This is a genomic window from Sulfurospirillum sp. MES, assembly GCF_000789415.1.
Classification (GTDB): domain Bacteria; phylum Campylobacterota; class Campylobacteria; order Campylobacterales; family Sulfurospirillaceae; genus Sulfurospirillum; species Sulfurospirillum cavolei.
Genome location: NZ_JSEC01000002.1, coordinates 372,477 through 386,651 on the forward strand (window position 1 = coordinate 372,477; position 14,175 = coordinate 386,651).

At 45.4% G+C, this 14,175-nt stretch carries 15 protein-coding genes; 1 reads left to right on the plus strand and 14 read right to left on the minus strand.

Features of this window, described 5'->3' with window-relative positions; translation table 11 throughout:
- Nucleotides 1–200 precede the first annotated feature (200 nt).
- From aat to OA34_RS05425, 9 genes are all read right to left on the minus strand, one after another.
- The gene (gene aat, locus OA34_RS05385) at nucleotides 201–923 is read right to left on the minus strand and encodes a leucyl/phenylalanyl-tRNA--protein transferase (RefSeq protein WP_286682867.1); all 723 of its coding nucleotides are present in this window, start codon (nucleotides 921–923) and stop codon (nucleotides 201–203) included.
- Nucleotides 913–3,114, minus strand: coding sequence for an ATP-dependent Clp protease ATP-binding subunit ClpA (gene clpA, locus OA34_RS05390; RefSeq protein ID WP_039673141.1), 2,202 nt, complete (start codon nucleotides 3,112–3,114; stop codon nucleotides 913–915). The genes aat and clpA overlap by 11 nt, the downstream gene beginning before the upstream one ends.
- Nucleotides 3,115–3,125: 11 nt before the next feature.
- A complete protein-coding gene (locus tag OA34_RS05395; RefSeq protein ID WP_039673143.1) occupies nucleotides 3,126–3,437 on the minus strand; it encodes an ATP-dependent Clp protease adaptor ClpS in 312 nt (103 codons plus the stop codon).
- Nucleotides 3,438–3,443: 6 nt separating this feature from the next.
- Nucleotides 3,444–4,007: a thioredoxin domain-containing protein gene (locus OA34_RS05400; protein WP_286682868.1), complete on the minus strand. Its 564-nt coding sequence runs from the start codon at nucleotides 4,005–4,007 to the stop codon at nucleotides 3,444–3,446.
- A gap of 97 nt (nucleotides 4,008–4,104) precedes the next feature.
- On the minus strand, nucleotides 4,105–4,569 hold the full coding sequence (smpB, locus tag OA34_RS05405) for an SsrA-binding protein SmpB (protein ID WP_039673147.1): 465 nt from the start codon (nucleotides 4,567–4,569) through the stop codon (nucleotides 4,105–4,107).
- 13 nt (nucleotides 4,570–4,582) lie between these two features.
- The gene (locus OA34_RS05410) at nucleotides 4,583–5,356 is read right to left on the minus strand and encodes a 4-(cytidine 5'-diphospho)-2-C-methyl-D-erythritol kinase (RefSeq protein ID WP_039673149.1); all 774 of its coding nucleotides are present in this window, start codon (nucleotides 5,354–5,356) and stop codon (nucleotides 4,583–4,585) included.
- Nucleotides 5,356–5,583 (minus strand): carbon storage regulator CsrA, encoded by a 228-nt coding sequence (csrA, locus tag OA34_RS05415; protein WP_039673151.1) that lies wholly within the window; start codon nucleotides 5,581–5,583, stop codon nucleotides 5,356–5,358. The genes OA34_RS05410 and csrA overlap by 1 nt, the downstream gene beginning before the upstream one ends.
- Nucleotides 5,577–6,413: a tRNA pseudouridine(55) synthase TruB gene (truB, locus tag OA34_RS05420; RefSeq protein ID WP_039673152.1), complete on the minus strand. Its 837-nt coding sequence runs from the start codon at nucleotides 6,411–6,413 to the stop codon at nucleotides 5,577–5,579. The genes csrA and truB overlap by 7 nt, the downstream gene beginning before the upstream one ends.
- Nucleotides 6,413–8,461 carry an ATP-dependent helicase gene (locus OA34_RS05425; RefSeq protein WP_039673154.1) on the minus strand — a complete coding sequence of 683 codons (2,049 nt, stop codon included), beginning with the start codon at nucleotides 8,459–8,461 and terminating at the stop codon, nucleotides 6,413–6,415. The genes truB and OA34_RS05425 overlap by 1 nt, the downstream gene beginning before the upstream one ends.
- 159 nt (nucleotides 8,462–8,620) lie before the next feature.
- Between OA34_RS05425 and OA34_RS05430 the strand changes: the two genes are divergently transcribed.
- Nucleotides 8,621–9,526 carry a LysR family transcriptional regulator gene (locus OA34_RS05430; protein ID WP_039673156.1) on the plus strand — a complete coding sequence of 302 codons (906 nt, stop codon included), beginning with the start codon at nucleotides 8,621–8,623 and terminating at the stop codon, nucleotides 9,524–9,526.
- A gap of 77 nt (nucleotides 9,527–9,603) precedes the next feature.
- Here the strand turns inward: OA34_RS05430 and OA34_RS05435 are convergent, their stop codons facing one another.
- Genes OA34_RS05435 through OA34_RS05455 form a run of 5 tightly spaced genes read right to left on the minus strand, consistent with a single transcriptional unit; the run spans nucleotide 9,604 to nucleotide 14,145 of the window.
- Complete coding sequence (locus OA34_RS05435; protein ID WP_039673158.1) at nucleotides 9,604–10,059, minus strand: hypothetical protein; 456 nt, start codon at nucleotides 10,057–10,059, stop codon at nucleotides 9,604–9,606.
- Nucleotides 10,052–11,773 carry a M3 family oligoendopeptidase gene (locus tag OA34_RS05440; protein ID WP_039673160.1) on the minus strand — a complete coding sequence of 574 codons (1,722 nt, stop codon included), beginning with the start codon at nucleotides 11,771–11,773 and terminating at the stop codon, nucleotides 10,052–10,054. The genes OA34_RS05435 and OA34_RS05440 overlap by 8 nt, the downstream gene beginning before the upstream one ends.
- Before the next feature lie 3 nt (nucleotides 11,774–11,776).
- Nucleotides 11,777–12,304 (minus strand): aminotransferase class IV, encoded by a 528-nt coding sequence (locus tag OA34_RS05445; protein ID WP_286682869.1) that lies wholly within the window; start codon nucleotides 12,302–12,304, stop codon nucleotides 11,777–11,779.
- A 28-nt stretch (nucleotides 12,305–12,332) separates the two neighbouring features.
- Nucleotides 12,333–13,283: an aminodeoxychorismate synthase component I gene (locus OA34_RS05450; RefSeq protein WP_286682870.1), complete on the minus strand. Its 951-nt coding sequence runs from the start codon at nucleotides 13,281–13,283 to the stop codon at nucleotides 12,333–12,335.
- Entirely contained in the window at nucleotides 13,273–14,145 is an 873-nt protein-coding gene (locus OA34_RS05455) for an aspartate carbamoyltransferase catalytic subunit (protein ID WP_039673164.1), read from the minus strand. Before OA34_RS05455 ends, OA34_RS05450 begins: the two co-directional genes overlap by 11 nt.
- Nucleotides 14,146–14,175: the final 30 nt, after the last annotated feature.

A 14,175-nucleotide genomic window follows, 5' to 3' on the forward strand; every position in this document is an offset into this window, starting at 1 on the left:
TTTCCTATTTTCAGACTCGCTTACGTGTCCGAAAACTTGTTTTCCATCCTTTTGTTTTCCATTTATGGTTTCACGAGAAGAGAAACATAAAATAAAAGTAAAAGTTTGAACCAAGGCTTTAAAAAGCCCGCCGCCGCTAAAACCGTGAATGCATCATACTCTTTTTTTTATAAACTAATCTTAGACGCTTCAACGACCGCTTAAAGCTTCAACGCTTCTAAAGGCTCCGACGAGATAGGGGTATTCCACGGTTGAATCGTCTTTTTATTCACCGTCTCGCGGACAAAGCCCAAAAACGTCTCGCGGTTTATTTCGATTGCTCCTAAAGATTTGAGATGATCGGTCGGCAATTGACAATCGATAAAATCGCTTCCCAAAGCATCTATTTTTCGGCAAAGTCCGACCAATGCGGCTTTAGAAGCATCGCGTCTTGTTGAGAACATCGACTCGCCGCAAAACATACCGCCCAAATGCAACCCGTACAAACCGCCGACCAAAGCTCCCTCGAAAAACGTTTCGACCGAATGAGCAAAGCCTTTGACATGTAAGTCGCAAAACGCTTCGATTAACGCTTCGCTAATCCAGCTGTTTTGTCCCTTTTGCAACCGCGTTTGCCAACATTGACGCATCACCGTTTCAAAACAAGTGTCGTAGCGAATCTCAAAATGTTTGAGGCTTTTGGCTAAACTTTTGGAAATTTTTATCGCATTCGGATAAAGAATAAGTCGCGGGTCGGGAGACCACCATAACACCGGATCGCCCTCGTTGAACCACGGGAAAATGCCTTGTTCGTAAGCACGCAACAAGCGATCGGAATTCAAATCGCCTCCCCATGCTAAAAGTCCCTCTTCGCTCGCGCAACGAGGATCGGGAAACGTATGCTCGTGCGGATGCAGTTTGGGAATAAGGATTTTAGTTGCCACCGCTGTACGTGAAAACCAATTGATCGGCTTTACAATCGATACGGCAAAGCCCGCCGTTTTTCAAGCGACCGAAAAGCACCTCTTCAGAGAGGGTCGTTTTGATTTGTTCGGCAATCACGCGACGTATCACGCGCGCGCCCATCTCTTTGCTGTACCCTTCCGCGGCAAGGTATTTTTTAGCCGCCGGCGTAGCTTGAATTTCGACATGTTTGTTTTTAAGCTGATCGCTAAGTTCGTTTAACATCTTCTCTACGACATGGATCATCACGGATTCGCTCAAAGGCGCAAAATGAATCACCTCATCCAAGCGGTTCCTAAACTCGGGAGAGAAGAACTCTTTAATCGCATGATCCGTTCGCGAACTCTCGCTCTTCGTGAAGCCCATCGTCGGGGCTTCTTTCGTTCCCAGATTGGAAGTCATAATGATGATAACGTTGCGAAAATCGATCTTGGTTCCGTTATTGTCCGTCAACGTCGCGCTGTCAAAGATTTGGAGCAAAATGTTCAGCATATCGGGATGCGCTTTTTCGATTTCGTCTAAGAGTAATACGGTATACGGGTGCTTTTTGATCGCTTCGCTGAGCTGTCCGCCCTCATCGTAACCGACGTATCCCGGAGGTGCGCCGATCAGGCGGCTGACGGTATGTTTTTCCATGTATTCGCTCATATCGTAACGCTCGAAATGGACGCCCAATTCATACGCAAGCTGTTTGGCGACTTCGGTTTTTCCCACGCCCGTAGGCCCTGCAAATAAAAACGCTCCGATCGGTGCGGTCGGATTTCCAAGTCCCGCACGGCTACGTTTGATCGCTTTTGCCAACGCCTCGATCGCGGCGTCTTGTCCAAAAATTTTCGCTTTAAGGTGCGCTTCTAAGTGTTGCATAATCTCGCCCTCGTCTTTGCTGACGTTCGGACTTGGGATATGCGCTACGCGTGAGAGTACGGCTTCAATGTCGCTCATTTCTACAACTTTTTTACGTTTTTTCGCTAGATGAAACGACGCCCCCACTTCATCGATCAGATCGATCGCCGAATCGGGTAAAAATTTATCGTTGATATATTTTTTCGCCAACTCGACCGATGCGCGAATCACTTCATTCGGGTATTTGACGCCGTGGTGCTTTTCGTAACTGCTTTTCAACCCTTTTAAGATCAAAAACGAGTCTTCGATGCTCGGCTCTAAAACGTCGATTTTGGCAAAACGACGGCTGAGTGCTTTGTCTTTGTCGAAGAAATTACGAAACTCTCCGTACGTCGTCGCGCCGATACAACGAATCTTTCCCGACGCCAAAGAGGGTTTTAACAAATTGGAAAGGTCCATCGAACCGCTTCCGGTTGCACCCGCTCCCACAATCGTATGAATTTCGTCGATAAATAAGATCGCCCCTTTTTTTTGCTCGAGTTCGCTCAAAATCTCCTTGAGACGTTTCTCAAAATCGCCTCGATACTTGGTTCCTGAAAGTAAAGAGCCCATATCAAGGGCATAAACGGGCGTGTTTTTCAAAATTTCGGGAACGTCGTTTTCACTGATTTTTTTGGCCAAACCTTCCACGATCGCCGTTTTACCCACGCCGGGTTCTCCGACTAAGATCGGATTGTTTTTCTTTCTGCGACACAACACTTGCATCACGCGGGCAACTTCTTCGCTTCGTCCGATGAGCGGATCGATTTGATGGGATTTGGCTAAAGCGATGAGATCGAGCGTGTATTTTGCCAAAGCACTTTCGCCCGCTTCTTCGTCGTTTTCGCTCTTTTTGTGTTCCGGTGCACTCATCGCCGTAACCTCTTCGGTAATCAAGAGCTTGTCCGCGCCTTGTTGAACCAAGAGCGAAACGCAAAAAGCGTTGGGCTCGTCCATCATCGCGATCAAAAGATCGTAGACGTTCGCTTCGCTTTTCCCCGCACTTTTGACATGTAACATCATGGTTTCGATGACGCGCGTTAACGCAACCGTTTCGACGGGCTCGTAATTCTCTTCGTTCGGTACGATTTGAGGATGTGCGGCAAAATATTTTTCCATGGAACGTTGCAAGAACGTAATGCTTAAGCCGCAATTGATCAGGAGATCGACGATACTCTCGTTGCTTAAAAGCGCGTAAAAAAGATGATCGATCGTGATATATTCATAGCGATGTTTGCGAACGAACGTCATCGCGTCGTTGAAAACGAAGTTGAGTTCTTGACTAACCATTTTTCATCCTTTCAATCTTCTTCCATGACGGCGCGAAGGGGAAATTTCTCCTCTTTCGCCATTTTACGCACGCGTGCCACTTTGGTTTCGGCGATTTCGTAAACGTAAACGCCGCATAAGCCTTTGCCTTGTTCGTGTACGTTTAACATAATTTCGGCGGCTTTTTCAAAACGATGATGAAAGACTTGCATCAAGACTTTAATCACAAAATCCATACTGCTGTAATCGTCGTTTAAAAGCAAAACTTTATAGAGTTTAGGCTCTTGAACCCTGATCGCTTCGGCAGTGTCGTTTTGAACTTCCCCTTGCGCCTTTGAATGCATATTTTCCTACTTTTCCACGATACGGTCGATGTCGCGTTGAATCACGTCCAAACCGACTTTACCGATGTAAAATTTAGTGTCGGGAAGATTTGTATAAATATCCCGAACGTTTTGATAAACGCCTTTTTTCAAAACGACTTTAAAAGGAACTTGCAACGTCGCTTTATACTGAATATCGCGTAAAATCGTCTCGACCAAACGTTTATTGGTAGCCGCGTTACTGATAAAATAATAGGCGTTGTATTTCGCGGCGAAATTTTCAACCACGTACTCGTCGCTCACCTCTTCAAAGAAGTTGAGACCTATTAACATCACGTTGTCGGCGTTTTGCAACTGAAAGTCCATCAACGAAGGAGCTTCCTCTTGGCAAGGTGCACAAAACGTACCGAAGATATCAAACATAAGAATCTTCTCTTCATCGTCTTCGATCACAAATCCGCCGTTTTGGCGCAAAAGCGTTATTTTCGCGCCCGAAACGCTTTTGAGTTCGACTTTATCGCCGTCTTTAAAGGGTTCGACGACGCTAGGCGATGCTTTGGGCGTCGAAGAGTCGCAGCCGATAAAAAACATTAGTGACATTATTGTCAAAAAAAGTCGTAAGAAATGTTTCATAAGATCATCCTCATTTTTTCAAAATTCTACATGCTTTATATAAATAATATGTAAATTACTCTTTATAAAGATGATTTTTGATAGCCGTTTTAGCCTCTCGTTCCGCATCTTTGCGCTTCAAATCCTCACGCTTGTCGTGCAAGTTTTTACCGCGCACCAAAGCAATTTCGACTTTAACGATGTTTTTGGCGTTAAAATAAACCGACAAAGGAACGATCGTCAGCCCCTCTTTTGCGACTTTGGCATCCCATTTTCGAAGTTCTTTGATATGAAGCAATAATTTACGATCGCTTCGTTCGTTCGGCGTAAAATGCGGATTGGCGGTACTTAAATGCGAAATATGCGCATTAAGTAAAAACGCTTCGCCCTTAATCAATCGTACGAACGAATCTTTGAGATTGATTTTGCCTTGGCGAATGGCTTTCACCTCACTGCCTTGCAAGACGATTCCCGCTTCTAATTTTTCTAAAATTTCATAATCGTGATACGCTTTTTTATTGCGTGCAACGGGTTCACCCATTTAAAAACCTCTTTTAGTGTGCTTTAATTCGAAAAAAACTGCTGCCGCTACCGCTAAAAAACCATCCCTCTTTTGCCATCGTCGGAAGCTCAGGGTAGGCTTTTAAACACGCGGCGTACAAGTCGTTGAGCCTTTGAGGTTCATACGACGCTAAAAGCTCCGCGCTTTTGCACGAAAGCATAGGCAAAGCGTCTTGCGGCGCGATCGATGCTAAAAAAAACTCCCGAAAAGTCGTATAGACGCGTGCGGTGTCGCATGCAAGATTTGGCGTGAAAACCTCAAGTTCCAACGCCTCTTCTTCGTATAATGAGACGGTTTCGCCGATGCCGCTGACGTTGGCACTTTCATAGCCAGAGGCGAAAAAAGCGACGTCGGCTCCCACGCGCGAGCCGATACGCATCATCTCTTCGTTCGATAAGAAAAGCCCTGCCCTGTCGTTTAGCATCCGTAAAAAGGTTGCCGCGTCGCTGCTTCCGCCGCCAAGACCCGCTCCCGTCGGAATTTGTTTCTTGACATGTAAGGCGTACATTTGCATCACGCGCTCGATCTCTTTGGAAAATCCCTGCTCTTGCAAAACGCGATAGATTTTGTAAAGCGTATTGTGTTCGAGCGCACAATTAAAATCACCGACCAATTCAAACGCTTGCGTCGTTTGTTTCGGGACGAAAGAAAGCGTGTCGTACAGATCGCGAACGCGCATAAATCGGGAATAAAGTTCGTGATAGTTTCCGCGCGTACCGACGATTTTCAGAAAAATATTGACTTTAGCGTGAGCGAAATAGTGCATTATTTGAGCTTTTGGCTGAGACTTAAAAGCAGTTCCGTTTCGACATGTCGACTGGCTTCAATGTTGCTTTGCTTGATGGCGCGCGCTAGCTCTTCACGCAAAATCAACGTCTCTTTGGGCGCATCGAAACCGAGTTTCACGACGCCTTTGGAAATTTCAACGACGCGTATCGTGACGTTGTCGTTTAAAACGATGCCCTCGCCGGTTTTTCGTGTAAGTATTAACATGTAACGCCTTTGAGCGATAGTGAATTGAGAAGATATTCTACTCCATTTGCGCTGATTTGCACAATGCTTAAGACCTCATCGATGACGAGGGCATAGACGCCCTCGTCGCGGCATTCGAAATTTTCAACAGCAAGCTTTCGACCCAATGCAATATCGCTCGGATCACCCCAATACGTATTTCTCGGTAAATCCAGATAATCTAAAGGAGCTAAAGCGCGTTCGTTTTCGTACGTAAAATCGCCTTCGCTCAAGCGTTCCAAAGCGCTTAAAGCTCCCTCAAATCCCAATTTTCGTGCGATCATTTCGCCGATACTGCGTACGTAACCGCCCTCTGAAATCGTGATATCAAAGGTTAAAAACGGATGCGCGTAATGCACCAACGTACAGTCAAAAACCTCGCTGGTAATGTGTTTGAGCTCAAACGCTTTATCGGCACGCGCCAAATCGTACGCGCGTTCGCCTTCGATCTTCTTTGCCGAATATTTAGGCGGTACGTAAGTTATTCGCCCGATCATACTCTTTAAAACAATGGCGATCGAATCGGGGTGAAAAGGCATCATCTGCTCGACGCGATCGATCTTCTCGATGTCCAAACTCGGACTATGCGCGCCGATCCAAAGCGTCGCGCGATAACGCTTGGGAGCTTTTTTCAAAAAACGAAAAAGCTTGGTATAACTTCCGAAAGCAACGATCAAAACGCCTTTGGCAAACGGATCAAGCGTTCCCGAAAAGCCCGCTTTTTTAACGCCGTAGCGTCGTTTGATGCGGCTTAAAAAATGGTTGCATACCGTACCCTCGGGTTTATAAGCGACAAAAAGGCGATTTGACATTAGATTTTTTCCACGAACGACGCCAAAATATCGCGTTTCGTTCCGCTAAAATTAATTTGAAGTTTGAATTCTCTGCCGACTTTACTGACTTCGCTTACGCGACCGATACCGAAAATCTTATGTTTGACCAAATCGCCTTTTTTAAACGACGTCGTCTTTTCAAAAATCAAACTTCCCTCACAGACGCCCGCCTCTTTAAGAAAGCGGCTTTTACTGAGTTCGGCGCGGCGTCCTTTGTAAAAACGGCTACTCGAATAACTCAGCGTCAACTCTTTTTTCGCACGCGTAATCGCGACGTAGCCCAAGCGTCTTTCTTCTTCGATATCGCTTCCGTCTCCGATCAACGGGAAAAAACCCTCTTCCAATCCGATAACGAAAAGGTATTCAAACTCCAATCCTTTGCTGGCATGAATGCTCATAATTGAAATATTTTCACTGTCGATTTGATCTTGGTCGCTTTGAAGCGCAAGTTCGTTGAGAAAATCGTCCACGTTCATCTGCGGATTTTGTTTGACGTAATCGCGGAAAAGTCCGTAAAATTCGTCGATATTTGAAAGTCTTTCCACCGAATCGGGCTGGTTGTCGTAATAGGACTTGATCGCAAACGCCTCTTCGATCGCATCGATCATGTCGTAGGTAGAAGTTTGTTGAATCTCGCGCATACGGTCGATATTTTGTACAAACGCTTTGAGGGCGACGGCCGCTTTTTTCGTCGCTTCTTTCTCGATGATCTCTTCGTTTTTACCGATGTATTCGTACACCGATAAACGTTGATCGTACGCAGCTTTAAAAATACGCTCCATCGTCACTTTCCCGAGTCCGCGTTTAGGGCGGTTGATAATGCGTTTGATGGAGAAATCGTCATGCGGATTGGCGATCATACGCAAATAGCTAATCACGTCTTTGACTTCCGCACGCTCGTAAAATTTGACGCCGCCGACCATATTGTAAGGAATTTGCGCTTTATTGAGTCCCTCTTCCAAGGAACGGCTTAAGGCGTTAATGCGGTACAAAACGGCAATGTCTTTAGGATTGACGCCGCTTTCAATCAATTTTTTAATGCGCTTGGCGATCGTGGACGCTTCTTGATTCTCGTCGCTCGATTCGATCACTTCGATCTCTTTTCCCTCGCCTTTGGTGCTCTCCAAAACTTTTCCGATACGTCCGCGGTTATGATCGATCAAATCGTTGGCGGCTTTAAGGATCTGAGCGCTTGAGCGGTAATTTTTTTCAAGCTTAATAATCGTCACGTCCTCAAACGATTCGTGAAATTCCAAAATATTTTTGATGTTTGCGCCGCGCCAACCGTAAATACTTTGATCGTCGTCGCCGACGACGCAAAGATTGTTGTGCGTATGGCAGAGTTTGCGAAGCAGTTTGTACTGCAATTCGTTCGTGTCTTGATATTCGTCGACCATGATGTACTGATAACGTCGGCTCATCTCTTCACACAAGGCTTCGTCTTTTTCTAAAATGAGATAGGGTAAAACCAGCAAATCGTCAAAATCGACCAAATTGTTCTCTTGCAGATACGTTTCGTAACGTTCGTAGATTTTAGCGATGCTTTGATAGTGCTTTTGTTCGGCTTTTTCCCATGCCGTTTGCGGATCGAGCAAGGAAGTTTTATAGCGCGAAATTTCGCTTGAGATCATACCGGTCGGTAACTCCGTCGAAGTATTGAGTGCTTTTAAAATGCGTTTTTTATCATCGGTATCGATCACGACAAAGCTGTTTTTTCGCCCGATTTTCTCGATGTGAAACTTCAGAAAAAGCAACCCGAATTTGTGAAACGTACACAATAGCGGAGGATACGACTGGTGATCTCCCAGCAATGCCATCGCACGTTCGCGCATTTCGCTTGCGGCTTTGTTGGTAAACGTTAGGGTCAACGTATTGGACGGAGGAATGCCTTGGTCTAAAAGGTACGCCAAGCGAGCGGTGATCGTTTTCGTTTTACCGCTACCGGCTCCCGCCAAAATCAAAATAGGACCGTCGATACATTCAACGGCTTTTTGTTGCGATTCGTTCAGTGTGGCTGCATCTTGCATCGTTCGGTCTACTTTTTATTTTTATTATAGCAAAAAAAGTTTAAGCAAACCTCTAAAGAGCGCGCAAAGCAGGTCGTCATTGTTTTTACTATTATTTTTGGTTATAATAAAATGCTCAAACGAAGCACGGTTATACACTACGAAATTACAAGGATTTTTATGTTAAAAGATTTCTCCAAAATAGAAACCTTTTTGACGGTCGTTCGCGAAAAAAGCTTTTCAAAAGCTTCTAAAAAACTCGGCATCAGTCAGCCCGCCGTAACGCAGCAAATTAAGCTTTTAGAAGAGTATCTGGATACGCAAATCGTCGATCGTAAAAAAAACGGCATTAAATTAACGACGGCCGGCGAAGAACTTTTCAAAGTCGCGATTAAACTCGAAAAACAGATTTTAGCGGCGGAACGAGAGATGTTACGACTCGTCAACAAAGAGGTTATTTTCGTCTTGGGAGCCTCTCCCGTCATCGGAAACTATATCCTGCCCAACTTTCTCAACGACATCCAAGAAGCGATTAAAAACAACGTGATGCTGAAAGTTGAAGACGCCGCGGGTATTACCGAAAAACTGCTCGATAAAAAAATCGATTTGGCATTGATCGAAGCACCGATTTTCCAAGAAGGGATTATCTATCGCGAATGGCTTGAAGACGAATTGGTCATTACCAGCCGTTCCCCGCTTCCCAAAATCGTTCGCAAAGAAGATTTACTCTCCTACAATTGGATTTGTCGCGAAGAGGAGTCCAACACGCGTAAAATTATTCACGAAACGTTTGAGAAGATGGACATCGACTGCAAAAGCTTTAAGGTCAAAAGTATCGTCACAAGTTCGACCGCCGTCAAAAATACGCTCATGAAAGCCAACATCGAAGAAAAGCCGACCGTATCGATTCTCTCGAAACATATTATCAGCGAAGAGGTCGAGCAAGGCTTACTGTTTACGACGAAAATGAAAGGGCTTAAACTCACGCGAATGCTCTATCTTTGCCATATCAAAGACCGCAAACACGATGCTTTGATCGATAACGTCATTAATTACATTATGAGCAAACAAGAGCTAAAGAGTTAACGACTTCTTACATGTAAAGCTTACATGTAAGAATCAAAGCGGGCTGTTTCGTACAACCCGCCTTCTTCGATCCTTTGTTATTTTTTAATCAATTTTTGATTGTGGGGATTGGAGAGAAACGCGCTCATGGAGCGTTGAAGCCCGTTTGATTTGTCTTCTTTGGGTGTTTTTTTGCTAGAAGCGGTACCGAGGTTAATAAAAATAGGCACTTCCTCGACGATAATTTGTAAAATCGACTCCAACGGAAACGTCACCAAAGAGCCGAAATTATGACTTCCGAATCCCGCTTCAAAACTGATCGTCCCGTTATACACCTGCGTACTTTCAAACGTATAACCCGCCAAATAAAACATCGTAATGGGTTTAAAATTTTGTCGAATTTCAGGCGGAAGTTCCGGCTCAAACGTCACATCGGCGATATTGGTCAAAACGGAAAAATGAACGCCTCGCTTTAAAAGCAACTCTACCATCTCTTTACCGTGCTTCTTCATCAATTGACAAAACTCTTCGTCCCCCAATAAAGCGTCAAGCATCGCACATTCCTTTGAATTCTTGGAGTAAGTTTTCGATTTCGCCGATACCCAAAAGCCAAAAACGCTCGTCGTCGATGTCAAATCCGAACTTTTGAATCAACGTCTTAGGACTTTGACTTCCTCCGGCACTTAAAAAACTCGTATAGTGTTGTACAAACGTCGCTTTATCGCTTTTTTTATACAAACCGTACAACGCCAGTACCAACAGTTGCCCGTAACTGTACGCATAGCAATAAAACGGAGAATGAATAAAATGCGGGATATAACTCCACCACAAATGATAATTGGAACTGAGCGTAATGCTTGAGCCGAACATCTTTTGACTCTCTTGCATCCAGTAACGATTGAACGTTGCCGTATCCAATTCGCCTTCATGCGCATGCACTTTGCGTTCAAACGTCGTAAAGTTGATCTGACGGTAAAGCGTTGAAAAAATATCTTCGATTTTACTGGCATATAAAGAGCGTTTTTCGTCTAAGCTCAATCCCTCTTTAATGGCGTCGAAAACAAGCATTTCGGCAAAAACCGAAGCGGTTTCGGAGGTCGTTAAGGGCGTATCGCTGCCTAAATAACCGACGTCGCGAGAAAGATACTGATGAATCGCATGCCCAAGCTCGTGCGCCAAGGTAAACAGATCACGCCGCGTATCGGTGTGGTTGAGCAACACGTACGGATGCGTGCTAGGCGTCGCCGGATGTGAAAATGCGCCGCCGCGTTTTTTCGTTTGAGGAAAAACGTCGATCCAACCTTGCGTAAATGCCGTTGAAGCGATCTCGTAAAATTTGGGATTAAATTTGGCAAACGCGTCTAAGACGATCTGTTTCGAGTTTTCAAAATCATAGCACGCCTTGCTCTCTTCCAAAGGTGCGTAACGATCGTACTCGTACAACGTTTCCAATCCCAAAAGCTTGGCTTTCAACGCATAATATTCATGCACGAGGTGAAAACTGTTTTCGGCGGCGGCGATGAGCGCATCGACACTTTTTTGCGTGATTTTATTGTCTAAATGGCGCGGTTGTTCGGCATTTTTATAACCGCGAAGTTCACATTCGCTTGCCAAATCGGTTTTGATCATGTTAAAAATATACGCTAACAAAGGCTGATGGGGTTTTAAGCCCTTCGTAAAAGCGTCGGCGGCTTTTTTGCGCACTTCGCGGGAGGGGTCTTGAAGCTTGCTGAGAATCTCTTCTTCGGAGAGCTTTTTGCCTTCAAAGTTAAACGTCAATCGGCTAAAGTGTTCATCGAACAAACGGCTAAACGCCGAAGCGGACGTCATCTCTTTTTTCAATAAAATACGCTCTTCTTTTTGAGAAAGCTGATAGGGTTTTTCTTCGATGAGCGATTCTAAATAAAAGGCGTAATGCGGGCTTAACGCGATGAGTTCTTCTTGTTTGGTTTTCGTTAGTTTGTTAAATTCAAGTTCGAAAAAAAGCAAATGCTCGCCGATACGGCTTTGTTCTTGCTGGTAACGGGCGAAAAAACCGCCTTTGTCGCTGTCGGTCGCAAAGTTTAAAAAAGCATACGTCATAATGCGACCCAAAATCTCGTTAATCGCCTCGTACTCACGAATCGATTCTAAAAATTCGTGACCGCTCAGCTCTTTGAGCTTGCCTTTGCAGACGTTCTCAAAACCGATCGCACGATTTCGTGCCTCGTTCAAATCTGCTTCTAAGTCAGATTCGTGCTTGTATAAAGCGGATAAATCCCAATTCAATACTTAATCCTTCACACATACGTTTTCAAGAATTTCAAATCCTCTAAGAGCATTCATTATAGCAAATTTTCGGGCTTTTTGAATGTCTCCTACGGATAAACTTTCGGCTTTAATCTTCCCTTGCGCCAGCAATCTTGCCCGTGTCGTTCCTGCCAAAAGCGGACACAAAGGCGTTTTCCATTCGCCGTCGATCCATAAAGCGATATTGGCAATCGTCGTATCTTTTAATTCGCCGTGACGAACGATCAACACCTCATCGGTATCGTCGCGTTTCAGCAGATTCAACGCTTCGCGATCGCAATATTTGTAGTCGTACGCAAGCGGGCTTTCGGCCAAAGCGATCGTCTGGATCGGTGTAGGTTCGTACGCGCGGTAGTCGATGTGCGTAATCGTTTCACAGTATTCGACGCGCACCCGAAAAACGCCGCGGCAAGGCGGAATGATCGCTCGTGAAAGCGCGATCGGCTCTTGACATGTAAACAGTGCTCGCCTCGTTTGATCGAAGCGGGCTTGATGGTACTCCAAATGCAATAACGTGCCATCAACGGCCTTGATCGTTTCAAAGCACGGGGATATAAACTTTATGGCACACCTCTTCGTACTCTTTCAGCGGATCGCTTAAAAGCGTGATTCCTCCGCCGCTTTTGTAGACAAACCCTTCATCGGTTTTTTCGATAAAACGGATCATCACCGCACTGTTTAGCCCTTTTGCGTCGTATACGCCGAAAATTCCGGTAAAAAAGCCGCGGTCATAACCTTCGATTTGCTCGATCAACTCGACGCTTTTTCGTTTCGGCGTTCCGCTGATCGACCCCGCCGGCAATAAATCGGCGATAATCTCGCCGATACGATCATGCCATGTCGGCTCCAAGCATGCGCTAATATGCGAACTGACATGTAAAAGCTCTTTTTCGCCCGCTTGGATCGCCTCGACGTAACGAAAACGCTTGACACGGACGTTTGTCGCGACACGTGCGAGATCGTTGCGTAAAAGATCGACGACCATCACATGTTCGGCTTTTTCTTTTTCGTCGTTTAAAATACGTTCTTTCGCATTATCGATGCTTGCATCGATCGTTCCCTTCATCGGATACGCCATAATGCAATCGTTTTCGATTTTGACGAAACGTTCGGGCGAAAAGCAGACGAACCGATCTTTAAAAAAGAGTTTAAACGGTGCGTTTGCCGCATAAAAAATCGCGCGAAGGTCTAAATCGCCGCGCAACAACGTCGGTGCGGTCAAATTGAGAAGGTAGGTATTACCCGAGCGTATTGCTTCTTGAACCGCCTCGATTTTACGAAGGTAATTGTGAAAATCCGGAAACGATTTTTCAAACGTAAACGTCTGTTTCAAAGAAGGAGGCTCGGCATCGAGCGCATACAAAATATCCGGATCAAGCGTTGAAAGCGCTTGGGCGTAAAACTGTTTAATGTTATAATCGACGACAAAGAAAAAAGGCGTACGTTGTTGTCCGAAGCGATTGAGCGTTTGAACAAACTCAATGGGCAATCAGCTTCTCCAAAACCGCCATTCGAACGGCAACGCCGTTTTTAACCTGCTCCAAAATCTTAGACCGCGGATCTTTCATCATAAAATCGTCTACGTCCACGTTACGATGCACGGGGCCTGGATGCAAAACGATAATATCGCGATCTTTCATCAACTTAGACGTAATGCAAAAATCGGTCGCATAATCTTTGAGCGAAGCGTAAATTTGATTGGTATGGCGTTCGGTTTGCGTGCGAAGGCTCATGATGACGTTGACGTCGTCGATCACCTCTTCGATGCGATGGGAGGTACGTAAATGCGTTTGCGGTAGGAAATGCGGCGGAGCGACCAAAATAACCTCGACGCCCATACGGCCTAAAAGCTCGATATTGCTGTTGGCGACGCGGGAATTTTTAATATCGCCGACGATCGCGACCTTTTTACCGCGCACGTCGCCGAAATGGCGTCGCATCGTAAAAAGGTCCAACAAAGCCTGCGTCGGATGGGCATGCGAGCCGTCGCCGCCGTTTACGATAGGGCAATTGACGTAATTGGCTAAAATATGCGGAACACCGGAACTTTTATGTCGCACGACGATCGCATCGGGTCCCATGGCATCAAGATTGGCCGCCGTATCGAAAAGCGTTTCGCCCTTGCTCGAAGAACTACGCGAAACGTCCAAACTCACGACCATCGCACCGAGCCGTTTTGCGGCAATTTCAAAACTACTGCGCGTTCGCGTCGAATTTTCGAAAAAAATCGTAATGACCGTTTTATTGTTCAAAATATCTCTTGGTTTTTCGTCTAAAAATTCATCGGCGCGCGCCAAGATATGTTCGACTTCTTCCAACGAAAAATCTCGCGTATTGATCAAATGTTTCACGCGTTGCTCCTTGCAAAATCTGCCAAAATT